A 25,074-nucleotide genomic window follows, 5' to 3' on the forward strand; every position below is an offset into this window, starting at 1 on the left:
GTTAGTTATATAGTTGGTTACATAAGTAATGAACCACTTAAGTGAGGTAGTCAAAATGAAACAATCATTAGATCATCAGCGACCAATTTTTCAACAAATCAAAGAAACCATCGAAGAGAATATTTTGAACGATGCTTTTCCAGAAGAAGAAAGAGTACCGTCTACGAATGAATTTGCCAAAATGTATCGCATTAACCCTGCAACAGCAGCTAAAGGAATTAATCAGCTAGTTGACCACGGAATATTGTATAAAAAGAGAGGGATAGGGATGTTTGTATGTGCGGGCGCCAAAGAAGTATTACTTACACAAAGAAAAGAAGAATTTTATAACCGTTTTATCGTTCCCCTGAAAAAAGAAGCACAGCATTTGGGGATTACGGTAAACGAGTTAAAAGAGCTGTTAGACAAGGGGGAAATAAAATGAATATAGAAGCGCAGCTGTTAAATAAATGCTACGGATCTAAACACGTGTTAAAAGACATTTCACTTACGCTAGCAAAAAATAAAATATACGGGTTGCTAGGTAGAAACGGAGCGGGCAAAACGACTCTGATGCAAATTGTAGCCGGGCATATTCCAGTTACGACAGGAGAGGTAAAAGTGGGCAATCAATCTCCATTTGAAAACCGCTCTGTTTTGCAAAACATCTGCTTAATTAACGAAAGCGGAAATTTCAAAAAAACATTAAAAGTCAAAGACGTGTTAAAAATTGCGTCACTTTTTTATCCTTACTGGAGCGAAGAAGCTGCTGAGAGGCTGATGGAAGAGTTCAATTTAGATTGTAATATGAAAGTGAAAGCATTATCTAAAGGTATGGAATCAGCATTAGGAATTATTGTTGGGCTATCTTCCCGAACGAGCATCACAATCTTTGATGAACCTTATATTGGACTTGATGCTGCGATGCGAGCGCGTTTTTATGAGCTTCTATTGGATGAATATGAAGAATATCCACGCACGTTCATTATTTCAACGCATCTAATTGATGAGGTAAGTAATTTATTTGAAGAAGTACTCATTATGCAAAAAGGAAAGCTGATTCTTCAGGATACGGCAGAAAATTTGCAGCAGCGCTGTGTAAGTGTAAAAGGACCTAAAAGTCAAATTGAAGAATATGAAAAAGGAAAGCAAGTAATCCATGAACAAGTATTCGGAGGAGAGAAAAAAATAGTGCTCTTTAATGAAGATATTTATGCTGAGGAGCTTGTCGACAGTTCATTTCATATAGAAGCTGTTCATATACAGGATATTATGATTTATCTTACAGCAAATCGTGGAGGTGTAGCGTAATGAAAGGACAGTTTGCCGCCATTAGTTATTCGCTCTACGTTGAACTAAAGTATTTAATGATTCGCTTTTGGACGATTCTGTTAGCTTTTGTTGTAGTAGATATTTTAGTTTTCAGTCAGGTGAATGAGCATCTTCTATTAGTAACAAGTATGCCGCAGTACATCTTTTCAGGTATTGTAAGTTTTATTATCATTCGAAAAAGTTTTTCCTTTTGCTTAAAGTTAGGAGCTACTCGTAAAGCATATCTTTTAACGATGACCTGTGTTTTTGCTTTATTTGCACTTGTAATGTCCCTTATCAATGTTGTCATCATGAGCATTTCAATAAAGGTGATTAATGGTTCGAATTTAATGAATATTCAGCTTTATTATGCGAGCGATTTTATCTTTCATGACCCCACTGTCACTGTTCACTTTTTAACGGACGCTGTATTTATCTTTTTTATTACAGCAGCATCGTGTTTGCTCGGCAGCATCGTTTACAAATTCGGGCAAACAGGAGGGATGATCACAGGTGCTGTTTTAATTTTACTGTTTACGATTCCAGTGACAAAAGAACCAGTTATTCATTTTATAAAAAGCTTTTCGAATGGGTCGTTGTTACTTACATTCGGAACAATGGTTATCGCAAGCTTCCTATTCTTTCTTATCAACTGGCTGTTTTTAAAAAAAGCGTCTCCTGTCCATCAAGCCTAATAAAAAAGCAATCATTCCTTTACTGAATGATTGCTTTTTTTATTGTACTTTTTTAGAGCAAGCTGCATCAATATCTAGAATCCAGTCGTGAAACTTTTGCTGAAGAAGTTGAAGAGAAGACTGATTGTTCGATACAATGTCCAGCCCGCGCTCGTCGTATAGGTGGAAGATGGTTTCTTTATTCAAATTCACAATATAACACTCTTCTTCAATAGCCGGATGAATATGAAGATCGCGGTTGGCGATTGATTGCAAAAGAAGCTTTTCTTTCACATCATTTGTTTTACAGGCAATAATATACTCAGCGTTATTTAATAATGCCACGGATTGAACTTCTTGTTTCTTCAGGCGAGAGCGAATGAATTTTTTAATAGCTGTTTCTTTTTTCTTTTTTAAAAGTAAATCATCCTGTGCAGCATTCGCTTTGAAAACAAGTAACAGCTCATCATTTTTTTCATGGAGTGTCTCAAAAATTTCGTAAGCGCGTGCGTACACATTTTTCATATATTCTCGTTCCCACACACCTTTTTGATTGGTAAGCGTAAAGCGGATACCTGCGGGCGCGTTATAAAAAAGAGGTCTTTTCATTTGAACATTTGGAAACATTGTTGTTAAGTATGATTGAAGCCGCATTGTAGTCATACGCAACACCTCATTTAGTTTAGTCCTGACTTAATATGTTGAGTTTAGTCTATCACGTGATTAGCTAAATTTGTAAAGAAGTAATGTTATTTAATCAAAAGGTAACCAAACTGTTATATTTTGTTGATTTTGCATTATTTCTTTACACAACCTTTGCGGATGAACAGGTTTTTTCATACGCCTGTCGTATTACTTAACGTAGTAACGACGTGAAGAAAGGATGATATACGGTGAAAAAACAGCTTGTTCTTATTTCAATTATTACAGCTGCTTTCTTTGTGCTTATTTTTCACAAAACGATCTTTCAAGAAGGTAATCCTCTTCCCATTGCATGGAGTATTGTAAAATTAAAATCTTCGGGTGAAGACGTTGTGCAAATATCGGATAAGCCTAAAAGGTATCTCATTCATTCAGATGACTACTTAACGTTTATTAAACAAATGAAAAAGAAAAAAGTGAATTTTCAATATCAAGATGATAAAAAATTTTATTTTAATAACGACAATGAACGCCAGCTGTTCGTCAGCAAAAACTATACCGATAAGTTCACGATTATGGAACTAAAGAAAAAAGAGCTGACTGAAGCTGGCGTTGAGTGATAAGAGCTAATCCCTGCCCTGTGTCCCGAAATCTTTAATTTGAACATGAACATGATAGTCGATGGTCGACTGGCTAAATATTTCATCCCATTCATGCTGATGTTTTTTCCAAAAATGAGGATAATGAATTCGTACGTAATCATGCAGGTCAATCACATCAGCTTTGTAGTTGTTTTGCAGTAAGCGGAGTGTTTTTTCTGCGTCTTTTCGAATAATTTTTTCTATTTTTTTTTCGGTGTTCTTTACATTAGAGGCGGCAAGAGCCTGTTTTGAAGTCTCCCAATCTTCTGATAGCCTGCCGCTTGTTTGAACGTTGATGTCAAAATGAACGGAGTGACTTGAATCAATCCGAGCCTTCACATCTTGCTGAACATCTCCAATTTCATAGGAAAAGGGGTATGGCCCGTGTTTGCCGTAAATAATTCCGCCTTTAATATTCCCCGTTAACCACGTTAAAGCCTCCACTTGGTGCTGAGTTAAGATGAATTTTGCTTTTTTATCTTTGATGATCGCGGCACCGTCTAGTTCAACGCTATTTTTAATTTTGGAAAGCCGCTGTATTAAAAAGCTTTGATCGGTTTTTAACTTGGCCGATAGCTCTCCCATTGTTAGGGGATTTAAAATTTTATTCGTTTTGAATTTATTGTAAACAAGCTCGTAAATTAAGTTTACAGGCGGTACAGACATTCCTTGAATCGTTAAAACGTTTTTAGCATCGCCCTTTGTAACAAACGCAAGGCTGCTGCGCCGTATTTCATTATCACGGACAAACTGATTGATAAGCGCATCCAGAGGGATGGTCTTGCTCGCTTTTTCTCCTATTAAAAGTGCTCGCTGATGCTGGCTGTATATAGGATCAGATTTCAGCGAAATATTTCGCGTGATTTCATGAATAGTAGGACCAGCTGTTGTAATGTTTTTGTATGGAATGGAAGAAGACATATTTCCGGATTCCGTTTCGGTTAACATTTGATGAGTCAGCACAAGTTGGTTTTTTCCTGTTTTTGGTTCGATTTTCGATGTAATATCCATTGCCACTCCTATAACAAGAGCAAGTTGTTCAATATTTCGATGGCTCATACAGCCGCATAATAAAAAAATGGTCATCATGACAGGAAGACATTTTTTCGTCATTTGAACACAACCTTTTTTATTTTCATTAACATGCTGAAAAAAAGAGGGATAACTAAAAATGTCACTAAAAATGCCCAGCCTAATACCGTTGAAAAATGTGACACGTCGCTTGCTGTTTTGGGCGCTAGAGAGCTCATAAATAAAACGGGCACAAGAAAGATAATATTAGTAGTTGATCGGTTTTTGAAAATCTTTTTAAATCCTGAAACAGCTAAAAAGAAATACATTACAAAGGTTAAAAAAAACTGAAGAAGCCAGACAATAAGTAAAAATAATTCAAGCCTCTCAAAGAAAATTCCTTTTACTTCATGCGTCTGAACAAATTCAATCGTAGGCCAAACGGTTGTTTTTACCTCCGGAACGGATAACGCGCCGACAACTAATACGTAAGTGATAATATATAAAAGTAAAGGAATGGAAAATCCGATGATAGAAACTTTTCGTAAATGATTTTTGTTTTTCATATGCTTTGGAAGAAATACAATCGTTTCAATCCCTAAAAAGGAAACAGAGACGGTTGTAAAAGCAGCAAGAAGCGGGCTGAATCCATCGGCTAACACGGGCTGTAAGTTTTTTAAATCGACCATTCCGATACTAAGAAGATATAAGATAAGAAGAATGATGACCGTTACAGGAAAACATAGGGCCATTACTTTTCCAATAGAATTAATACCGCCAGTGATTAAATAGACGCCTGTCAAAATAAACGAAAGGATAATTAACTCAATGGGCATCGTTTCCAGTAAATAGAAATGGATCATTTCTGCCATAGCTCTTACTTCAAAACTTGCTACAGATGTGAAATAAACGACTATAGCGAAGTTGAAGATATTTCCAATCAGCTTGCCGGTTACTTCTTGGGTGAAGTCAAACATACAGTTAATCGTAAAATATTTAACCATCCAGACTAAAAAAAGAACAATTCCAATAAACAAAAGGCCGTCCATAATAAGTACAATCCATCCGTCTGCATTATTTGTCTGGTTTGTAATGCTGCTTGGCAGTGTTAATAAACCGACGCCCAGCATGGTTGAAGAGATAATTGAAATGGCATAAAAGTCTGAAAGAAGCTTGCTTGATTGTGACTGTGATTGTTCCATATGGTCCTCCTTTTGTCAGTTTTATTTGGCTTTATTTTTAGACTGTTTTAGACTTTTGTTTGGCAGACGAATATAAGAATCTTTCCACGCTTTTTTATTTAACGCAAAAAACGGTTTGAAGTAAGCCATACCAAAACTTTCGAGCTTGGTTAGATGAATGACGAGAACAAGAAAAAACATGGTAACTCCGTATAATCCAAAGATTGCTGCAATCATCATAGAGACGAAACGCAAAATTCGAAACGAAAGGCCAATTCCGTACTGAGGAACGGTAAAGGACGCAATTGCCGATACAGATACAACAATAATCATAACGGAGCTAACGATATGGGCTTCCACTGCTGCTTGACCAATCACAACCCCGCCTACAAGTCCAACTGTTTGTCCGACAGGAGTAGGGAGGCGCAGCCCGGCTTCGCGTAATAATTCAAGCGTCACTTCCATTACCACTGCTTCGATAAAAGGAGAAAAAGGAACGTTTTCTCGTGTGGCCGCAATAGTAATAGCTAGCTCCGTCGGAAGAAGGCCTTGGTTAAACGAAACGAGTGAAATATAAATAGCTGAAAAGAATAGGGTAATAAAAATAGACAAGTACCTTAGTAATCTTAGCAATGAACCAGCTATCCATCTTTCGTAATAATCATCGGGTGATTTCATAATCATATCGAAAGTTGTAGGCACTAAAAGAGCAAAAGGAGAGCCATCTACTAAAATGGCTACTCGCCCTTCATTCACCGCAGCGAGAACACGATCCGGTCTTTCTGTATTTTGTACTTGAGGGAACGGTGAGTAAGGTGCTTCTTCTAAAAATTCTTCAATCATTCCTGAATCTTGAATGTTATCTAAAGGAATGTCTAATAATTTCTCTCGGACTTGATTCACGATGTGAGTTTGACAGTGTTTATTATGAAAAACGATACTTGTTCGATGTTCTTTTGTATTTCCAATATAAATGTCTTCAATAACCATTTCTTCTTCGGTAGAACGCTGTCTTAAAAGACCAAGGTTTTCATCTAAGTTTTCGATAAGAGCAATTTTAGGGCCACGCACTACTTTTTCTGTTGTAGGTTCATTTAAAGAGCGCTGTTTGGTCATAGACATATTCAATGAGTATGCCGTGGTGCTCTCGCTAATAAACAGCAAGGGCTGACCTTTAAAAAAACACGAGATCGCTTGCTTGTATGTATAAACTTCTTTGTCTTTAATGACAGAAATAAACGAATCGATGTCATCGAGTGTTTGCGTTTCACTTTTTGCTTTTGTCTCAACAACATGCTGAGTAAGATTATCAAGTTTTTCTCCGTCTACTAATCCTTGGAGATAAATAATGCATATATATTTTGTGGGAGACAGCCATAATTTTTTGGAACCAACATCTGTATTTTGACCCACCAAATCTAGAAACGTTTGAACGGTGTAGTCTGCATTGGGCTGAAATTTTGAATCGAGCATAAATAAACTCACCGCCTGTTGTGTTAATGAGCTTAGTGTTTACGATGTAAAAACGAGTTATGCGAAAAATGTGGAAGAATAGAAAAGATATGTTATGGTAAAGAAAAGAGGTGATGGCATGCTGCATTCATTTACGTTAAAAACGAATAAGCGTGACGAAATGATCGACGTCACGAGTCAGGTACAAGCAGTAATAAGAACAGAAGGATTAAAAGAAGGGGCTGTAGTTGTTTACTGTCCTCATACAACCGCTGGTATAACAATTAATGAAAATGCGGATCCGGATGTAAAAACCGATATGATCCGACGCTTCGATGAAGTATATCCTTGGGAACATAAGTTAGATCTTCATATGGAAGGAAATACGGCGGCACATCTCAAAGCGAGCACGGTCGGCGCCTCTCAGCATATAATCATTCACGACGGGCAGCTACTGCTAGGAACGTGGCAAGGAATTTATTTTTGCGAGTTTGATGGACCAAGGACTCGTACGTATTATGTGAAAACTTTATCCCTACAATAACTTTTTTTCATACGCATTGTCCAATTTTCTTTTTAAAGTTGTTATAAAACAAAGATTAGTTAATATAAATGTTATATAACAGTTAAAGGGAGAGATTGAACAATGGAAAAGATCGGTGCAGAACAAGAAACAGTGAAAAAAGAAAACGAAAAAACAAATTTTACATGGGTGGAAGAATACCCAACTATTTTAGACATTGTCAACGAGTATTACAGTACGTGTCGATAAAATGGGGAAGGCCGGAACAAAAGTATTTCAGTTGAAAGAGGATCCGAACGATGAATCGTTCGGATTTTTTTCATTGTGAGGGTGAACGCAGGTTTACTGTATATAGCTATGTCTTACTATCTTTTTTATAAAAAAGATATAATAGTAGCAATTTTCTTAAAAAGTTTAATATAATAAATATTAGGGTACTGAATTGTATGAAATAAAGATAAAACGCATCGTTTCATACTATTTCCTTTTTTACCGCTAGTATAGCCTTGAAGAAAAAGTTTCATTTGATATACTAACTATACGCTTAGTCTTTAAGAGAAAGATGAAGATTCATTGTCATTGTTACACGCAGTGAATGAGCTGCCTTTGCTTGGCGAAAACGTCGTACAAACAAAGACAGATAGCGAATTGTTTTGGGTGCGTTCATTTAGTTCAAAACAGGGAGGCGATTAGTCTATGTTACTTGTACGTATGGCCATGATTGGTTTCTTTTCATTAACAGCCATATCATTGTTTTCTTTTCAGTCCGTTGAAATTATCCATGCCATTATGGACTTTTTCTCATCAGCTGATAAGTACTAAAAAACGATATCTTTTTTAAATAAAAAGCGGATAACCCTTAGGGGGCTACCCGTCAAAAACCGCCCAAAAGGCGGTTTTTTTATGCTTATAGCTATGCTAACAGACGCACTGCATTCGTTCTCTGATGACAAAGTCCACGTGTTTTTTTAGCTTAACATTCGTTAAAATAAGTATTTACGTACTGTTCAAACTGAAGCCAATCGTCCACGCGAGGGACATTTACTTCTTCGTTATACGGGTAGTTCATGGCAACAGCATGGCGACCTGTAGCTTGAAAAGCCTTCAAATTATGCGGTGCATCATCAAATAGCAAGTCTCCGTATATTTTATCTTTTTGGTGTGTAAATACGATATTGTATTTTCCGATAAACGGAAGGTGTTTTTCAACCCACTGCTCTTTTTCTGTATAAGCATAGGTACGGCTGCTTGTGACAATTAAAATCGAAAACCTTTCATAAAGTCGTTTAAGAACCTCAATAGCATGAGGCAGAGGTTGTAAATGTAAAAAAAGCCCCGGCTGATCGAGGTAGTCATAAATTTTTGTCCCGCATTCCGGCTTTACATACTTTTCTGATTTCCAGCATTTTAACTTTTCAACCGATAAGCTGTCGCAATAATCTTTGTTATATTGGTTATGCCAATCCGTCATAAGATCACAAATGACAGAATCCATGTCAATTAAAAGGGTGTGCATTTATTCAACTTCCTTTACATTATTCATCTACACGCTTGGTTTTGCAATGTAATGTACTGCTTCTACTATACCAAATCTTTTACATGCAGAAAAAGAGCAAGCCGCATCAAAATCGCACAGCTTGCCCCATTTATAGAAACTACATTCTTTTAGCACCTAAATAGCGTTTGCTCCAATAGCTCTCTTTTAGAGAAGAGATGCTCACACCTTTAGATGAAGAGCAGTGAAGAAACTGGTTATTTCCTAAATAAATTCCTGCATGAGAAGGCCCTTTTGTATAGGTTTGGAAGAACACAATATCTCCGGCTTTTGGACTTGAGACGCGCGTTCCTTTTTGATAAATTTGAGCTACTGTTCGAGGAAGTTGAACCCCGCCTCCATGTTTGAACGCATAGCCAATAAAACCGCTGCAGTCAAAGCCGCTTGGCGTTGTTCCGCCCCAGCGATATCGAACGCCCATATACTGTTTTCCTTTGTTAATCACTGCGTTAGGGTTATAGCGCGCTGAGCTAGAAGGCGATTTACCCTTTGCTGAAACCCCTAGTTTAGCATACGTTCCCTTTCCGACAATACCATCTGCTGCTAGTCCATTTTTGCGCTGAAATGATTTTACAGCAGAAGTTGTAACAGTCCCAAAGTATGTAGTCGTATTCCCTTTAAAATAACCTTTATTTTTCAACGTTTGTTGTAGTTGTTTAACATCTTGGTGATTCATGCCTTGGCGAAGCGTTTGATCGCCTAGAGCCGCTTGGCTGACAATCGGGCTAGTAGAAACAATAACGCCAGCAAGCGTAAGAGCTGCTATTACTTTTTTCATAAAACTAGTACCCCCTGAAAATTTTTCCTGATTTGAGTAAATTCATCATATCATCTTTCGACAGTGTTCTACGTTACAATTTCATTACATATATGAAAAAAATGAAATATAAAGGTGAATATAGTCTTATAAAAGCTGTAACCAAAAGGGTTCTTTAGATGTGCAATATTGCTAGAAAAACTTTGAATATTTGACGGTAAATAACTAAAAGATATGAAAAAGTATGTACATTTAAAATTTAACAAAGAAATATGTTGTGAATTACTACACAAAAAGTTCGAACTCGGGTAAAATGTAGAACTATAATATAGTAGTCATGTATGTGACTTTGATGAGGTGAAAGTAATGAAAAGAATAGGTGTATTAACAAGCGGCGGAGATTCTCCAGGTATGAATCCTGCGGTTCGTGCTGTTGTGCGTAAAGCAATTCATGAAGGTATGGAAGTTTACGGTATCTATCAAGGATATCAAGGGTTAATAGAAGGAAATATTAAAAAGCTAGAAGTTGGAGATGTTGGTGACATCATTCAACGCGGCGGAACTATGCTTTATTCTGCAAGATGTCCAGAATTCAAAACAGAAGAAGGGCGTTTAAAAGGTATTGAAAACCTTAAGAAGCACGGTATTGAAGGCTTAGTAGTTATTGGTGGAGACGGATCATATATGGGAGCTGTAAAACTAACAGAGCTTGGTTTCCCTTGTATCGGTATCCCAGGAACAATTGATAACGACATTCCAGGAACAGATTTTACATTAGGATTTGATACGGCTCTTCATACGGTTATCGATGCTATTGATAAAATCCGTGATACGGCAACTTCTCATGAACGTACGTTTATTATTGAAGTTATGGGTCGTAATGCAGGAGACATTGCTCTTTGGTCAGGTCTTGCTGGCGGGGCGGAAACAATCCTTATTCCAGAAGCAAAAGATGAGTTCCAAGAAATGGTTGACCGTTTGAGAAAAGGACAAGAGCGCGGTAAAAAGCACAGCATTATCGTAGTAGCTGAAGGCGTAGCCAATGGTAATGAAGTAGCGAAGCAGCTGCATGAAGCTGCAGGTATTGAAACGCGTGTAACAGTATTAGGACACATTCAGCGCGGTGGTTCCCCAACTGCTCAAGATCGTGTGCTAGGAAGCCGTTTCGGCGGTCGTGCAGTCGAGCTTCTGCTAGAAGGTAAAGGCGGTCGTGCAATCGGTATCCGTAAAAATGAAATTGTAGATTATGATATTATGGAAATTTTAGGTGAACCTCACCATATCAATGCTGATATGTACCGTTTATCTAAAGAGCTTTCAATCTAATCACAGTATGGCTGAGGCGAAACTTCTTATATGGAAGGAGTTTCGTCTTTTTTTGATTGCATCCCTGTCCCTTCGCAGTGTTTGCATGTTTTCATGTAACCGATACCAGGAATAACGGCTAGCTTTCCGAGTCCTTTGCAAAAAGTGCAAATTAATTCAAAACCAAACATCGTTCCATCCCCTCTGTACAAGTTTTCTTTCAGTTTATCATAAAAGTAGACAAATAATTTTAAAAATTATAGAAATAATCAAAAAAATGATTACATTTGAACAGCGAGTGATATAGTAAAGAGAGAAGACCATTTTACAAAAGAGGAGAGGAAGCGTGATGTTTAAACGAATTTTACTTGCCTCAGATGGCTCAGAGCATGCAGCTAAAGCAACAGAAAAAGCCGTTCAGCTGGCTCAGCTGACGGAAAACAGTTTTATTCAGGTCATTTATGCAGTAGAGGGTGATTCAAGATTAAAATCACTTAGCCGCGATGAGGAACGGGAAAGCCGGATACATACAACAGATGAAATTTTAAAGCAAGGAAACGTGGAGTATGAGATTACCTTTATGCACGGAGACGCGGCTAAAACAGTGATTCAATTTGCTAATCAAAATTCATTTGACCTTGTAGTGATAGGAAGCAGAGGTTTAAATCCTGTAAAAGGCATGCTGCTTGGAAGCGTGAGTTCTAAGATTGCACAGCAAGTAACGATTCCTGTGCTAATTGTTAAATAGGAGAGAAATGCAATGGTAAAACAGTACAAAGAATTAAAACAGCTCATTGATGATGCTAAACACATTTGTTTTTTTACGGGAGCAGGAATGAGCACAGAGTCGGGCATACCGGACTTTCGCTCTCAAAATGGCTTATATCGCCAAAATAAAAGCTTTGTAGACATAGTAGCTGCTGACTTCTATGAGCAATATCCTCATGAATTTTGGCCGCTGTTTAAAGAAATTTTTCATATTAAAATGCTGCATCAGTATAAAGCAAATACGGGCCATCGCTTTATTGCTGAACTAGAAGAAGCCAAAACCGTGCATGTGATTACGCAAAATATTGATGGCTTGCATCAAGATGCAGGAAGCACGAACGTTTTTGAAATTCATGGGTCCATTAAGAGAGCTCATTGTCCGAGCTGTAAAAAAGAGTATGACTTAGCGTATTTAAATCAGTCAGCTCTCCCACAGTGTACAGCGTGTGAGCGCCTTTTAAAGCCAAATGTTGTTCTCTTTGGAGATGCCATTCATCAGTTCGATGAAGCAGTTGCAGCAGCGCTGTCATCTGATTTATTCATCGTGCTTGGTTCATCGCTTGAAGTAGCACCGATTAATCAAATTCCGCTGCTTGTGAGCCGGTACAATCGTCCAAATATGGTGATGATTAATAAAGAACCTACGCATTACGATTATTTGTTTGATTTGGTTATCTATGATTCCATTGGACAAGTGGTCGCAAATTTATAAGCGTCTATGCATGGACATAGCGCTTTTTTAGCATTTAGTGATAAAGTGTAGGGATGTATCATATGGTGTAGTACATCATCCATTCGCTAATGGATAGAAGGGATGTTTGCGCATATGAGTAGAGGCTTGAGAGTTTGTCTATTCATTGTTGGTATTGCACTCAAAGTGACAGCTGTTTTGACTTTGATTTTTGAAATGAATCTTGTCCCTATCCACGGAAGGAGTCTCACTTATTATGCTGAAGCGATAGGTATGAAACTCCCCATTATCTGTTTTGTCCTTGGTTTTTTTTGTGTAGCAGCAAGCTTTTATTTACCTGCTAAAAATCGCCGCACCAGTAAATAGCAAGGGCAGGAGACTAACTAAAACGTTTGACTGCAAAGTTTTTAACATTTAAAATAAAGTCAATAAGTTTAAAAAGAAATAGGATAATTATTCCTTATTCTTTTTAGATATACGGAAATAGAGGTGATTGGATGGGGCAGTGTACCACGTTGGCGAAGTAGCATTATATGCACCAGTGTCAAAGCGTACAATACAGTATTATATAAACCTACATTTGCTTCACGCATATCGCTCTTTATCACATAATCGCTCTTTTAAGACGTTAACAGACTTTAACTTTATAAAGATTGTAAACTACTAAATTTTTTATAAATGAATGGAAGAGAGAATCAGCGCTGAAGCAACATCATGAAATGAAGCGAAGTGAGCCATTGCTTCACATCTAGAACAGCTGAATAAAGAATGACCTGCTACATTAACGAGTGAAACGTGAGATAAGGAAGAAAGACTGGCAGTTTTGCTCCATATAAAAATGTTTATACATTTATCATGTGATTCCTCCTTATATGCACTTTTCCAAGTGATCAGTACAGGGATAGAGTTCTTTATCCAAATTTTTTATTTTTTAGGAGGTGAGTCCTTACTCGTTTTTAAACGAGCTAAGGAACTTGATTGGACATATTTAACTTGATTTTACTAGCGGTACTGATTGCATTAACTGCTTTTTTCGTTGCTACCGAGTTTGCGATTATTCGCGTGAGGAGTTCCAAAGTGGATCAGCTTATAGCAGAAGGGAGCAGCAATGCAAAAGCTGCGAAGCAAGTTATTTCAAATTTAGATGAATACTTATCTGCGTGTCAGCTTGGTATTACGATTACTGCGCTGGGAATTGGTTGGTTAGGAGAGCCTACACTTTCGCATCTCCTCTCCCCATTACTTGATCAACTAGGGATAAGCGGAGCTTTAACAAAAGTACTATCTGTTGCGATTTCTTTTGCGGTTGTTACATTTATAAACGTTGTGGTCGGAGAGCTTGCTCCGAAAACATTTGCAATTCAAAAAGCAGAGAAAGTCACTTTATTATTTGTTCGTCCGCTTATACTCTTTTATAAAGTAACCTATCCTTTCATTTGGCTATTAAACAGTTCTTCTCGTTTAATAACAGGGTTATTTGGTCTAAAGCCTGCTTCAGAAAATGAGCTTGCACACAGTGAAGAAGAGCTTCGCATCTTGTTATCAGAAAGCTATAAAAGCGGTGAAATCAATCAATCGGAGTTTAAATATGTAAGTAAAATTTTTGACTTTGATGATCGCGTTGCTAAGGAGATTATGGTGCCGCGTACGGAAGTCGTTTCGATTGACCAGGAAGATACGGTCGAATACATCCTTGAGATGGTCCAAGAGGAGCGGTTTACCCGCTATCCGGTCATCGATGGAGATAAAGACCATATTATTGGAATGGTCAATATGAAAGAGATTTTAACCGAGATTGTCATGAACAACAGCAAGGAAAAAATAGATTTAAAACAGTATATCCGTCCTGTTATTGAAGTAATTGAATCGATTCCTATTCATGATTTATTGCTTAAGATGCAGCGTGAACGCATTCATATGGCTATTTTAATTGATGAATACGGAGGAACAGCAGGGATTGTAACAGTAGAGGATATTTTAGAGGAAATTGTCGGTGAAATTCGTGATGAATTTGATGCGGATGAACTTCCATTAATTCAGAAAGTCAAACCCGATCATTATATTGTAGATGGAAAATTATTAGTAAGTGAGCTTAACGAGCTGCTTGGCACAACAATTGATGATACGGATGTTGATACAATTGGAGGCTGGGTCTTGACGGAAAAATATGACGTCAAGCAAGGAGAAAGCCTTAGCTTTGATCAGTATGACTTTACCGTTACGAAAATGGAAGGCCATCACATTCAATATATTGATGTGATCAAAAAACGTCAGGTGCATCAAAGCACGGATGAAGCGGTTAATGTGTCAGACATGAATCAGTCACAGGCTTTATCTTCGTAACAAAATGGCGCATTGCAAAAGAGCAATGCGCCTTTCTTATGGAAAAAGCGTGCTGGGAAGATGACAAAGTCATATGATGGAACTATGGGATAATATTACCGCTATGAATCTTGAAATCAATTTGCTTTAATAAAAGTATGAAAACTCTATCAAAACTTTTATTAGTAACATTGTTGTCTGTCACTCTAGCATTTGGTCTTAATATCACTGCGCAAGCAGCAACCGTACATACCGTTCAATCGGGCGATACGATGTGGAAAATAGCAGTAAAATATCAGGTTGGCGTTTCCGAGCTGATTGAAGCGAACTCTGCTATTAAAAATCCTAACTCGATCTACCCGGGACAAAAAATTACCATACCAACAGATAAAGCGGGAAGTTCATACGAAGAGCAAGTGGTTCAGCTAGTGAATCAAGAACGTGCTAAAGTAGGGCTTAAACCTTTAAAATCTAATTGGGAAGTAGCTCGCGTTGCTCGCTATAAATCGCAGGATATGATTGATAAAAACTATTTCAGTCATACATCGCCTACATATGGAAGTCCGTTCGACATGATGAAAAAATTTGGTATTACATACAGTACAGCAGGTGAAAATATCGCTGCTGGACAAGCAACTCCAAAAGAAGTGGTTAACGCATGGATGAATAGCGAAGGTCACCGTAAAAACATACTATCAAGTCAATTTACCGAAATCGGAGTAGGTTACGCTAAAGGCGGAAGCTACGGTCATTACTGGACTCAAATGTTCATTTCAAACTAAAAAAGAAAGGAAAAAAAGCTGACTATTAAGTCAGCTTTTTTTAGCTTCGAGCACTTTCTAGAAATTCTTTTGGATTGCCAGAGAGCTTTCCGTCCTGTTCAACGATGAGTGTGCGCGTAGGGAAAGCAAATTCTACGCCTTCTTCTTCGAGAATGTCCATAATTTCGAAGTTTATATTTTCTTTTACATCTAAATAATCAGCAAAAACGGTTGTATTTGTAAAGAAATACAGATAGATATTTAGACTGGATTCATAAAAACCGTCAAAGTTAACCAGAATCGTTTCATTGTGAATTTCTTCGTGCTCAGTCAGCATCTTTTTAATTCTTGCCACTACGGTTTCTAACTTTTCTTTTGGTGTATTATAATTCAAGTTTAAATGAAAGGCAATTTGACGTTTTCCCATCTTAGCCCAGTTAATAATAGGCTCATTAGAAAGAGTAGCATTTGGAACCGTTACCACTGCTTGAGCGAACGTTCGAACTTTGGTGCTTCGAAACGTAATATCTTCTACAACACCTTCAACACTCGGTGTTTTAATCCAATCTCCAATGGTAAAAGGCTTTTCGGTAATAATCACAATTCCGCCGAATAAATTACTAACGGTGTCTTTTGCGGCTAGGGCAAAAGCAAGACCACCTAAGCCAAGACCTGCTACAAAGCCGTTTACGTTAAAACCCCATTCTTCTGCGATGATGGAGATAGAAAGCATAACAACAACGATGCGGATGAACTTTTCAATAAAAGGAATGATGATTCGATCCACTTGGATATCAAAATTTTTGGCAAACGTTGCAAAAAATAAATTGGTAGAAGCAGCTAAATTATACAAGCCCCATCCTGCAAGGCCAACAGAAGCTGAACGAACTAAATGTCTTTCCGTATCGGCTGTTAAAACATCAAAGGGAAGATAGGGAAGAGCAAGCTTGAAACCAATAATGACAAAAATCCAGCGCAGCGGCTTTTCAAAAGCTTCTAAAACGCTCGTAATTAAATTGATTTTTTTATTTTTGACAAAACCAATAATAAACTTAAACAAATAAGTCGTGAACAGCTTGCGAAGAATCAAAAAGATCAAAAAGATCCCAATCGCAATCACGATTTTTTTCCAATCATCCAACGATGACAGAGACTTTAAAAAATCCATACAATCCTCCTAATTACCAAAACTGTGCTACAGTTCATTTATATCCGTCAATTGAAGCATGTCTATGTAGAATGTACTGTACCCTAAATTCATGCTTTTTAAAAGCTTCTTCCCTATTAAAATAGCATAAAAATACCCGTAAATCTATTTAAGTGATAATTATGAATATATCTCTTTTTAGTAAAAGAGACAGACAACAGTCTGAAAATAAGTTGTATAATAAATAGATAATATTATAAACGTTAATGTATCTTATTATTTATTGAAAACGTTCGTTGGAGGGAAAAGTTTTGTTAAGTCAATTAAATAAAATGCTAGAAAAATTGATGCCGTTTATTACGCCGGTCAGCTTGCTCATAGGAGTTCTTATCGGTTCGTCATTAAGTCAGTATGCCTTCTTAATTCCCTGGCTTTTTGCATTAATGACGTTTGCCGGAAGTTTGAATTCAAACTTTCACCAGTTAAATGCCACGATACACCGTCCATTTCCAATCATTATGGCCCTGTTTGTTTTACATATTTTTATGCCAGCGTGGGCTTGGAGCGTTGGCCAAGTGATTTTTCCGCATGATGTATTTACAAGCACGGGTCTTTTGCTAGCAGCGATTATTCCAACAGGCGTGACTAGTTTTATATGGGTCTCGATTTACAAAGGAAGCATTCCTCTTGCGCTATCCATCATTTTAATTGATACTCTTTTGGCGCCGCTTATCGTTCCTTATACGCTTTTATGGGTAGTTGGAGACACCGTGCATTTGGAAGCGCTAAAGTTAGTCAAAGATTTATGTTTTATGATTGTCCTTCCATCTTTGTTAGGGATGTGCTTAAATCAATATACAAAAGGAACAATTAAGCAGACATTAGGACCAAAGCTGGCACCTGTTTCGAAAATAGGGTTAAGTGTGATGGTTATGATAAATGGAGGAGTAATTGCACCTTATTTAAAACATATTGATAAAAAACTGCTGTTTATTATCGTGATCGTCTTTTTAATGAGTTCAGCTGGTTATTTCTTCAGCTGGATGATTGGCAAATGGCTAAGATGGGATCGAGCAAAAGTTGTGACGCTTACGTTTTGCGGAGGCATGAGAAATATTAGCGCCGGAGCCGTGTTAGCCGTATCTTATTTTCCGGCTCCCGTTGCTGTACCGGTTGTGCTGGGGATGTTATTTCAGCAGGTATTAGCTGCTTTATCAGGGCGTTTAGTTCAAAACTATTACGAGAAAAAAGACGCTGAGTTTATTTCGTTAAAATAAATGGAAGAAGCAAGGGACGAACCACAGTAATCATAAAGTAAGCACTCTGTTTTAATGAGGAGAGATAAGGGGCTTGTACGCTTGCTGCGTTCAAGGTAACGAGACGATTAGAAAAAGGAACGGTGTGGCATACTAGGAAGAAAAAGGTCGGATATTTGTGCTTATCAATATAGCGCTGGCGTTTGTTTTACCTTGGATTTTTGGCACACTCTATTTACATCCTAAAAATCGTCGTTTACTGCCTTTAGTAGGAACTGCTTTTTGCATTTTAGCAATCGTTATCAATGAATTAGGGAGCTATTATGGTTTTTGGAAACTCCGCACTTCTTTAGAAAATGCAGCATTAGAAGCGCTGCCTTTTAATTTAGGCGTCTATCCTGTATTGGCCAGCTATATGATTTTTTTAATCCAGCGAATTGGAAAGCCTCATTTTTTTATTTTTCTTATTGCGCTGTTTACAACATTTTTAGAAGGAACGTATGTGTATATGGAAAGAGTTACATACGGAAACGGATGGAATCTCGGCTGGACATTTTTTTCCTACTGGATTCCGTACGGCGTGATTTATTTATACTATAGGTATTTGGTTAGTCTTAGACTGCTTCACTAGAAGAAAGAAAAAAAAGTGAATTTGCACACAAAAAAAGCCGTGAATATTCACGGCTTTTTTTATTAGATCGCTTCTTTCGAGCTAGATTTATCTTTTGAATGATCCCACGCTTCAATATTATCAAGTCCAGAAATGCTGTCTTGATAGAAGACAGGGTCTTTTCCAGCTTTCTTTTGGGCAAGATAATCTTTGAGTGCGGCAAAGGCCACTTTCGAGAGCAAGAGAATGGCGATTAAGTTGACTACTACCATAAAGCCCATAAACAGGTCTGCTAAATCCCATACAAGCTGAATTTGAGAAATAGAACCGAACACAATCATTGCAAGTACAGCAACACGATAAGTCATCAGCCAAGCTTTATTTGTGTTCAAGAACTCAATATTTGTTTCTCCGTAGTAGTAGTTACCAATTAATGTACTAAAAGCAAATAGGAAAATCATAATCGCAAGAGCACCAGCAGCCCAAGAACCGATGTGAGTGCTTAAAGCAGCTTGTGTTAACTCAATACCGCTTAAATTTTTATTTGTATAAGCACCTGAAAGCAAAATGATAAAGGCAGTACTGCTACAAATAATAAGCGTATCTGTTAATACACCAAAAGCTTGGATTAATCCTTGTTTTACCGGGTGGCTCGTTGTTGCAGCTGCAGCTGCATTTGGAGCACTACCCATACCAGCTTCATTTGAGAATAAGCCGCGTTTAATTCCTTGCATAAGAGCTGCTCCAAGAGAACCGCCGGCAATTTGCTCGAAACCAAATGCATTTTTTACGATTAATGCAATAAGAGAAGGCATCTCTTGAATGTTCATAATAATAATAAAGAGTGCTACGCCAATGTAGGCAACAGCCAGTACTACCACAATGTATTCTGACATTTTTGCAATACGCTTAACTCCGCCAAAAATAATGGCAGCGAAAGCTACTGTCATAATAATTCCTAACACTAAACGATTTGTTCCGAACGCATTTTCAAACGCAAGAGTAATCGTGTTCGATTGTACAGCATTAAAAATTAAGCCGAACGATAAAGTGATTAAGACAGCAAACAGTCCGCCCATCCAGCGCTTCTTTAATCCTTTTTCCATATAGTAAGCCGGTCCGCCTCGGAAGCCGCCGTCTTTGTCTTTTACTTTGTATATTTGTGCTAATGTACTTTCGATAAATGCTGAAGCTGAGCCAATAACGGCAAGCACCCACATCCAAAATACAGCACCAGGTCCCCCTAAGGCGATCGCAATCGCAATACCTGTAATGTTCCCCGTACCAACGCGGGCTGCCATACTGATACAAAACGCTTGGAATGGCGAAATTCCGTCTTTAGAAGAGCTATCCGCACCTTCTTTTAATACACGAATCATTTCTTTTAATAACCGAATTTGTAAAAACTTTGACCTGAATGTAAAAAACAAACCAAATGCAATCAGCATCGCAATCAGTAAGTAGGACCAAAGAAATTCGTTGATTGAACTAACAAAACCTTGAACTACTTCTTGCATAGTTTCACCTCTTCATGAATTATAGTAGAATAATAATAAAAAACGTGAATTTATAGAATTTTCCCTCTATTTAGATAAATCTCCCTATTTCCCCGCTGTTTTTCTTCATTATCCTTGTCGAATCTTGTTGCTGAATCTGAACCTTATATATATATAAAATAATAATTTTGGTCTTTTGTCAACTAACCTCACATGGAAAAATAGGGTGATATGACAAATGAAGCGGGTATGAAAAGGCGATAACAGCAGGGATGAAAGAATTTTCATTTTGTTTTACTTAATTGTTGCTAGAAAATAAAAGTTTTAGGCCAAGTACGCCAAAAACCGTTCCTTTTACATATTTTAATGTGTGCTGAAAGATGCGGCTTTTTTTGACTTTTTTCCCAAGGCCAGAAGCAAATAGCGCAATAAGTGAAAAGATGATGAGCGTTTCGGCGATAAAGATGATACCGAACAAAATCATCTGTAAGCTTACATGTCCAAGAGACGAATTAACAAACTGCGGTAAGAACGTGATGAAGAAAATAGCTACTTTTGGATTGGTTAAGTTGCTAACAAATCCTTTTCTAAAGTGATGGTGCTGCTGAACGCTTTCTGTTAATTCCAACGGACCGCTTTTTTCGCGAAACGATTGGTATGCTAAAAACAGCAGGTACAGAACGCCTACAACCTTTAGAATCATAAAGGCTATAATTGATTTTTGAAAGATAATAGATAGCCCCACTGCGGCTAAAAGAGTATGTACAAATGTTCCCGTAATAGATCCCAATACGGTTTTGATGCCTGCTTTGACACCTGAAGCAATACTTTGTGTCATTACAAAAATCATGTCTTGTCCTGGTATTAAGACAATGATAAGTGACACGGCTATGTAAGGTATAAGCCAAGAAAATGTCATGATGATTCCCTCCCAAAAGAATTTTAACCATTTCGACAAAAAGTTCTCAAGAGTGTGTGCTAATGAATTAATAGATTAATGGAGTAAAGTTAAGCAGGCATAAAAGCATAAAAAGAGGTTATTTCTCCTAATAAAAATCAATAAAGGGTGTAGGAAAAAAATAGGTGATGTTGTATAATAATTCGATATACTTAATTTTTATAGAAAGAGGGTAAAATTTATGAAGTACTGTTTAGCACAGCCAGAGGACGCTTCTACAGTTCACGATCTTATGCTGCAAGCCTTCTCCGTATATCGCGATTCTGTCCCACCGTCCAGTGCTCTTGATGAAACGATAGAATCTATTATGCAATCGTTAAAGCACGGAAAAGAAGCTGTCATTTTATACGTCGAAAATGAGCCGGTAGCGATGGCGCGTTTTACGCTAGAAGAAACGAGCTTATATTTTTACCGTCTGTCTGTCATTCCTGCTTTTCAAGGAAAAGGAATGGCTAAGCAGCTTATTCAATGGCTAGAAACGTACGCCAAAGAGTGTGGCAAGGAAAGTTTATCATGCAAGGTGCGAATGAGCGTTTCTCGTAATATAGCTTTGTATGAATCAATGGGCTTTTACATAGAGGAAAAAGAAATCGTACATAGAGGGGGAGTGGATATTCCCGTAGTAAATATGAAAAAAGAGATTCTAAAAGGAGTAATGGCATGAATAAATCAACTCTTCCTTTACCGCCTCCTGTCTTTCTTTTAATCGGTGTATTAGCCGTTTCTTTTTCTTCTATTTTAATTAAATGGTCGGACGCACCTGCTTCTATTTTAGGAATGTATAGACTGCTGTTTACAGTCCTCTTATTTTTACCGTTTTTACCATGGAGGAAAATGAAAATTCTTTTTAAAAACAGCACGGTGAAAGACTGGCTAATGCTAGCTGTATCAGGCGTGTTTTTAGGGCTTCACTTTCTGTTTTGGATGGAGTCTTTTTCACATACAACAGTTGCTAGCGCTATGATTTTGACTGCGCTTGAGCCGGTCTTCGTAGTGATAGGAGCTTATTTTTTATTTAAAGAAAAAGCAAGCAAAGTAGGAATTATCAGCATTTTAATTGCTGTTAGCGGCTCAGTGATTATCGCATCGGGAGATATCGGAGTATCCAAAACGGCTCTTTACGGAGACTTACTTTCTATTGTAGGTACAGTAGCTGTTTCTGTTCATATGCTTGCAGGGCAAGAATTATGCAGGAAAATGCCTTCAATCATCTATAGCTTCGCCGTTTTTTTAATCGGTGGCCTGGTTCTATTTGTCTACAATGTTTGGACACATATATCGCTCACTCAGTATGAATCAAAAGACTGGTGGATCTTTTTGCTTTTAGCGCTTATTCCTAATATTTTTGGTCATGCCTTATTTAACTGTCTGTTAAATTACGTAGGTGCTACAACGATTTCAATGGCTATTTTAGGAGAGCCAATTGGTGCCATCATTCTCGCCTATTTCTTGCTTGGAGAAATGACCACTGTTTCTCAGCTAGTGGGAGGGATGATTGTGATGATTAGTGTGATGATCTTCTTAAAGTACAAAGCAGAAGAGCCGGAAAAAGTCATAGCTCTTCAAGAAAAGTCCAATATCAGCTAATTGGATAGGCAAGCAGCACCGAGTATGATACAGTTTATTTATCATTATTTACCATTTAGTGAAGCGGTTTTTATTAAACTACATAAAGCGGGTGTAAATATGCTGAAAAAACTAACGGACCATGTTTATTACTTTCCTCATTCTGAAGAAACGGATCGGCCGGTGCTCGGGCTTATATGCGGGGAGAAGTATAGTTTCATCGTAGATGCCGGGAATTCTCCTGCGCATGCATCATTATTTTTAGAAGAAGTTGAAAAAATGGGCGTGCCTCCAATCAAAGGAGTAGCTATTACGCATTGGCACTGGGATCATACATTTGGCATTCATGCCATGAACAAGTATACAATCAGCCATCATCTAACGAAGAAAAAGCTGGCTTATTTAAAGACACTGCGCTGGGACGATGATGCCTTGGATAAACGCGTTCAGGAGGGGGAAGAAATCGAGTTTTGCCGGGATATGATCAAGAAAGAAATGCCGTGTCGAGACACGTTAATTTTACAGGAGCCGGACGTAACGTTTCATCATCATATGGAAGTTGACCTAGGTGGAATTACTTGTTGTATTCAGCATATTGGAGGGGTACACGCGCAGGACTCGTCCATTGTCTACATACCCCAAGAAAAAGTCCTGTTTTTAGGTGATTGTCTATGCCCAGACTTTTATAGCGGTGACTGGAGCTATGATAAAGAAGACTTTGAGCGGATTCAAAGAGAACTTAAAAAATATGATGCGCAGTATTATCTTTCATCTCATTTTGACCCTGAAACTTCTGAGGAACTTTGGAGAGATTTAAACCAATTGAGTGCGATTGGAGAAATTGTAGGAAATGAAGTCGATTTAGAAAAAGCATGTTTTCAGTTTGAATATGAAACGTATAAGAAGCCAACAAATGAGCAAAAAGAGAGAATACAGTATTTTGTTAATGGAAATGTCAAGCGCAAAAGCAGAGAACAGTTTTGATAGTTTATGCATAATGGCAAATAAGCCCGCCTGTTCATACTATGTTATGAGCAGGCGGGCTTATTCAATTGGTTGTGCAGTGATACAAGCTTTAAGTTATGATAGTAAAATAAATAACTTGACGAAATAAAGTTATAAAAATATAATTAGTTACATAAAGTAAGTTAATTAAAAAATGATATATTCAAAAGGAGAAATAATCATGAACTTTCACCGTGCACCCCATGTATTTGTTGGGAAAGTAAATTTAAAAGTAGAAAATTTAGAGCGTTCACTTGCTTTTTATCAGCAAATAATCGGGTTTAAGCTTTTAGGGAGAAAAGAGAACAAAGCTCTGTTAACAGCTGATGGACACACAGCGCTTTTATCGATTGAACAGCCGGAAAACGTTACAGCAAAACAGCCTCGTACAACAGGCTTATATCATTTTGCTCTATTGTTGCCGACTCGTTCTGATTTAGGAAGTATACTGCAGCATTTGTTAAATAGCGGTTATCCGCTTCAAGGGGCGTCTGATCATCTAGTGAGCGAAGCGCTGTACTTGGCAGATCCAGATGGAAACGGCATAGAGATTTATCGAGATCGTCCGTCAAGTACATGGGAATGGAATGACAGTGAAGTAGTAATGGCTACAAAACCTTTAGATGCAGAAGCGATATTAGCTGAAGGAAACGGTAAACCATGGACAGGATTACCTTCAGCTACCTTAATGGGACATATTCATCTTCACGTTTCTGAATTAGAGCAAACGGAAAACTTTTATCGAAATGGATTAGGTTTTGAGGTTGTGAGCAATTACCATAATCAAGCATTGTTTATTTCAACTGGGCGCTATCATCATCACATCGGACTAAACGTTTGGAATGGAATTGGAGCGCCTAGTCCTCTTGAAAGCAGCGTTGGTTTAGAGTCATTTACACTTGTTTTTCCAGCTGGAGAAGCAAGGGAGCAGGCAATAAATCAGCTTCGTGAAATCGGAGCAGCTGTGTCTAAAGAAAACCAAGATTTCATCACAAAAGATCCATCAGGCAATATAATTAGATTAGTCCTTTAACATAAAAGCTGCCGCAATTGGCAGCTTTTATTTATCGCAATGTTCGTCAAAATAGGAAAGAAATGTACACTTTTTTCTCAAATAGTAAGATGATAATGGCGAAAACGGTGTTATTTTCAGGGAAATAAACGAAGAGTCTTACGTTTAAAAAAGTTTGTAAACAAGCGGGCGTGGGAATAAAATACATATCAAGCATCATTTCTTATCATTATTGAATCTTTATATAAAGTCTTTTCATATAAAACCTTGAAAGAAGGGAGCGGAAACCTGTGAGATATAAAGTGAAACATTGGCTTAGATTAACTTCAGACGAGCGCTATCTTGTATTGTTTGCTACTGCTGCTTTGCAAAAAGAAAAGCGATAAAAGAGTTGTTAATAGTAAGGAAAGTAGCTTTATATGCTAACGAAAAGGTAATAAAAGGCCTGAAA

Annotated in this window: 29 protein-coding genes; 19 read left to right on the plus strand and 10 right to left on the minus strand. The window is 37.6% G+C overall.

Annotated features, from left to right (window positions below; genetic code table 11):
- Positions 1 to 55: 55 nt before the first annotated feature.
- Genes POF52_RS04505 through POF52_RS04515 form a run of 3 tightly spaced genes read left to right on the plus strand, consistent with a single transcriptional unit; the run spans position 56 to position 1,985 of the window.
- Positions 56 to 424 (plus strand): GntR family transcriptional regulator, encoded by a 369-nt coding sequence (locus POF52_RS04505; RefSeq protein ID WP_013058691.1) that lies wholly within the window; start codon positions 56 to 58, stop codon positions 422 to 424.
- Complete coding sequence (locus tag POF52_RS04510) at positions 421 to 1,290, plus strand: ABC transporter ATP-binding protein (RefSeq protein ID WP_176583297.1); 870 nt, start codon at positions 421 to 423, stop codon at positions 1,288 to 1,290. The genes POF52_RS04505 and POF52_RS04510 overlap by 4 nt, the downstream gene beginning before the upstream one ends.
- Positions 1,290 to 1,985 carry a hypothetical protein gene (locus POF52_RS04515; RefSeq protein ID WP_271990095.1) on the plus strand — a complete coding sequence of 232 codons (696 nt, stop codon included), beginning with the start codon at positions 1,290 to 1,292 and terminating at the stop codon, positions 1,983 to 1,985. The genes POF52_RS04510 and POF52_RS04515 overlap by 1 nt, the downstream gene beginning before the upstream one ends.
- A 39-nt stretch (positions 1,986 to 2,024) precedes the next feature.
- Here POF52_RS04515 and POF52_RS04520 read toward each other — a convergent pair whose 3' ends face one another.
- Entirely contained in the window at positions 2,025 to 2,627 is a 603-nt protein-coding gene (locus POF52_RS04520; RefSeq protein WP_013058688.1) for a DUF3885 domain-containing protein, read from the minus strand.
- Positions 2,628 to 2,857: 230 nt separating this feature from the next.
- On the opposite strand from POF52_RS04520, the gene POF52_RS04525 reads away from it, so the two are divergent.
- The gene (locus POF52_RS04525; RefSeq protein WP_013084654.1) at positions 2,858 to 3,226 is read left to right on the plus strand and encodes a hypothetical protein; all 369 of its coding nucleotides are present in this window, start codon (positions 2,858 to 2,860) and stop codon (positions 3,224 to 3,226) included.
- Between the two features lie 6 nt (positions 3,227 to 3,232).
- On the opposite strand, the gene POF52_RS04530 is transcribed toward POF52_RS04525, so the two are convergent.
- The 3 genes from POF52_RS04530 to POF52_RS04540 are packed head-to-tail and all read right to left on the minus strand — an operon-like array spanning position 3,233 to position 6,912.
- A complete protein-coding gene (locus POF52_RS04530; protein WP_176583295.1) occupies positions 3,233 to 4,360 on the minus strand; it encodes a Ger(x)C family spore germination protein in 1,128 nt (375 codons plus the stop codon).
- Positions 4,357 to 5,460, minus strand: a complete 1,104-nt coding sequence (locus tag POF52_RS04535; RefSeq protein WP_176583294.1) for a GerAB/ArcD/ProY family transporter — start codon at positions 5,458 to 5,460, stop codon at positions 4,357 to 4,359. The genes POF52_RS04530 and POF52_RS04535 overlap by 4 nt, the downstream gene beginning before the upstream one ends.
- 21 nt (positions 5,461 to 5,481) lie before the next feature.
- Positions 5,482 to 6,912 carry a spore germination protein gene (locus POF52_RS04540; RefSeq protein WP_271990103.1) on the minus strand — a complete coding sequence of 477 codons (1,431 nt, stop codon included), beginning with the start codon at positions 6,910 to 6,912 and terminating at the stop codon, positions 5,482 to 5,484.
- 118 nt (positions 6,913 to 7,030) lie between these two features.
- Here POF52_RS04540 and POF52_RS04545 point away from each other — a divergent pair, with 118 nt between their 5' ends.
- The 3 genes from POF52_RS04545 (at position 7,031) to POF52_RS04555 (ending at position 8,236) form a co-directional block, all read left to right on the plus strand.
- Entirely contained in the window at positions 7,031 to 7,435 is a 405-nt protein-coding gene (locus POF52_RS04545) for a secondary thiamine-phosphate synthase enzyme YjbQ (protein ID WP_176583292.1), read from the plus strand.
- 102 nt (positions 7,436 to 7,537) lie between these two features.
- Entirely contained in the window at positions 7,538 to 7,663 is a 126-nt protein-coding gene (locus POF52_RS04550; protein WP_016765283.1) for a hypothetical protein, read from the plus strand.
- Positions 7,664 to 8,110: 447 nt separating this feature from the next.
- Positions 8,111 to 8,236, plus strand: coding sequence for a hypothetical protein (locus POF52_RS04555; protein WP_013058681.1), 126 nt, complete (start codon positions 8,111 to 8,113; stop codon positions 8,234 to 8,236).
- A gap of 151 nt (positions 8,237 to 8,387) precedes the next feature.
- Here POF52_RS04555 and POF52_RS04560 read toward each other — a convergent pair whose 3' ends face one another.
- On the minus strand, positions 8,388 to 8,930 hold the full coding sequence (locus tag POF52_RS04560) for a 5' nucleotidase, NT5C type (protein ID WP_271990108.1): 543 nt from the start codon (positions 8,928 to 8,930) through the stop codon (positions 8,388 to 8,390).
- Positions 8,931 to 9,069: 139 nt separating this feature from the next.
- Positions 9,070 to 9,747 (minus strand): C40 family peptidase, encoded by a 678-nt coding sequence (locus tag POF52_RS04565; protein WP_016765281.1) that lies wholly within the window; start codon positions 9,745 to 9,747, stop codon positions 9,070 to 9,072.
- Between the two features lie 345 nt (positions 9,748 to 10,092).
- Between POF52_RS04565 and pfkA the strand changes: the two genes are divergently transcribed.
- Complete coding sequence (gene pfkA, locus POF52_RS04570) at positions 10,093 to 11,052, plus strand: 6-phosphofructokinase (RefSeq protein WP_013058678.1); 960 nt, start codon at positions 10,093 to 10,095, stop codon at positions 11,050 to 11,052.
- A gap of 26 nt (positions 11,053 to 11,078) precedes the next feature.
- On the opposite strand, the gene POF52_RS04575 is transcribed toward pfkA, so the two are convergent.
- Complete coding sequence (locus POF52_RS04575; RefSeq protein ID WP_013058677.1) at positions 11,079 to 11,222, minus strand: hypothetical protein; 144 nt, start codon at positions 11,220 to 11,222, stop codon at positions 11,079 to 11,081.
- Positions 11,223 to 11,380: 158 nt separating this feature from the next.
- Here POF52_RS04575 and POF52_RS04580 point away from each other — a divergent pair, with 158 nt between their 5' ends.
- From POF52_RS04580 to safA, 5 genes are all read left to right on the plus strand, one after another.
- Positions 11,381 to 11,779, plus strand: coding sequence for a universal stress protein (locus POF52_RS04580; RefSeq protein WP_013058676.1), 399 nt, complete (start codon positions 11,381 to 11,383; stop codon positions 11,777 to 11,779).
- 12 nt (positions 11,780 to 11,791) lie between these two features.
- The gene (locus tag POF52_RS04585) at positions 11,792 to 12,511 is read left to right on the plus strand and encodes an NAD-dependent protein deacylase (protein WP_176583289.1); all 720 of its coding nucleotides are present in this window, start codon (positions 11,792 to 11,794) and stop codon (positions 12,509 to 12,511) included.
- A gap of 114 nt (positions 12,512 to 12,625) precedes the next feature.
- Entirely contained in the window at positions 12,626 to 12,856 is a 231-nt protein-coding gene (locus POF52_RS04590; RefSeq protein ID WP_042452607.1) for a hypothetical protein, read from the plus strand.
- A gap of 612 nt (positions 12,857 to 13,468) precedes the next feature.
- The gene (locus tag POF52_RS04595) at positions 13,469 to 14,833 is read left to right on the plus strand and encodes a hemolysin family protein (protein ID WP_028415084.1); all 1,365 of its coding nucleotides are present in this window, start codon (positions 13,469 to 13,471) and stop codon (positions 14,831 to 14,833) included.
- A 137-nt stretch (positions 14,834 to 14,970) separates the two neighbouring features.
- The gene (gene safA / locus POF52_RS04600) at positions 14,971 to 15,594 is read left to right on the plus strand and encodes a SafA/ExsA family spore coat assembly protein (RefSeq protein ID WP_271990119.1); all 624 of its coding nucleotides are present in this window, start codon (positions 14,971 to 14,973) and stop codon (positions 15,592 to 15,594) included.
- Between the two features lie 40 nt (positions 15,595 to 15,634).
- On the opposite strand, the gene POF52_RS04605 is transcribed toward safA, so the two are convergent.
- Positions 15,635 to 16,741, minus strand: a complete 1,107-nt coding sequence (locus tag POF52_RS04605) for a mechanosensitive ion channel family protein (RefSeq protein ID WP_025750169.1) — start codon at positions 16,739 to 16,741, stop codon at positions 15,635 to 15,637.
- A gap of 290 nt (positions 16,742 to 17,031) precedes the next feature.
- On the opposite strand from POF52_RS04605, the gene POF52_RS04610 reads away from it, so the two are divergent.
- On the plus strand, positions 17,032 to 17,997 hold the full coding sequence (locus tag POF52_RS04610) for a bile acid:sodium symporter family protein (RefSeq protein WP_047930712.1): 966 nt from the start codon (positions 17,032 to 17,034) through the stop codon (positions 17,995 to 17,997).
- A 157-nt stretch (positions 17,998 to 18,154) separates the two neighbouring features.
- Positions 18,155 to 18,607 (plus strand): CBO0543 family protein, encoded by a 453-nt coding sequence (locus POF52_RS04615; protein WP_271990126.1) that lies wholly within the window; start codon positions 18,155 to 18,157, stop codon positions 18,605 to 18,607.
- Between the two features lie 62 nt (positions 18,608 to 18,669).
- Here the strand turns inward: POF52_RS04615 and POF52_RS04620 are convergent, their stop codons facing one another.
- Together POF52_RS04620 and POF52_RS04625 are read right to left on the minus strand one after the other, a co-directional pair.
- The gene (locus POF52_RS04620) at positions 18,670 to 20,103 is read right to left on the minus strand and encodes an alanine/glycine:cation symporter family protein (RefSeq protein ID WP_271990129.1); all 1,434 of its coding nucleotides are present in this window, start codon (positions 20,101 to 20,103) and stop codon (positions 18,670 to 18,672) included.
- A 277-nt stretch (positions 20,104 to 20,380) separates the two neighbouring features.
- A complete protein-coding gene (locus POF52_RS04625) occupies positions 20,381 to 21,001 on the minus strand; it encodes a LysE family translocator (protein WP_271990131.1) in 621 nt (206 codons plus the stop codon).
- A gap of 220 nt (positions 21,002 to 21,221) precedes the next feature.
- On the opposite strand from POF52_RS04625, the gene POF52_RS04630 reads away from it, so the two are divergent.
- From POF52_RS04630 to POF52_RS04645, 4 genes are all read left to right on the plus strand, one after another.
- Complete coding sequence (locus tag POF52_RS04630) at positions 21,222 to 21,704, plus strand: GNAT family N-acetyltransferase (RefSeq protein ID WP_271990134.1); 483 nt, start codon at positions 21,222 to 21,224, stop codon at positions 21,702 to 21,704.
- Positions 21,701 to 22,627: a DMT family transporter gene (locus POF52_RS04635; protein ID WP_271990137.1), complete on the plus strand. Its 927-nt coding sequence runs from the start codon at positions 21,701 to 21,703 to the stop codon at positions 22,625 to 22,627. The genes POF52_RS04630 and POF52_RS04635 overlap by 4 nt, the downstream gene beginning before the upstream one ends.
- Before the next feature lie 24 nt (positions 22,628 to 22,651).
- Positions 22,652 to 23,590 carry an MBL fold metallo-hydrolase gene (locus POF52_RS04640; RefSeq protein WP_271990140.1) on the plus strand — a complete coding sequence of 313 codons (939 nt, stop codon included), beginning with the start codon at positions 22,652 to 22,654 and terminating at the stop codon, positions 23,588 to 23,590.
- Positions 23,591 to 23,792: 202 nt separating this feature from the next.
- A complete protein-coding gene (locus tag POF52_RS04645) occupies positions 23,793 to 24,644 on the plus strand; it encodes a VOC family protein (protein WP_271990143.1) in 852 nt (283 codons plus the stop codon).
- Positions 24,645 to 25,074 lie beyond the last annotated feature (430 nt).

The organism is Priestia sp. AB (assembly GCF_028369225.1).
Classification (GTDB): domain Bacteria; phylum Bacillota; class Bacilli; order Bacillales; family Bacillaceae_H; genus Priestia; species Priestia megaterium.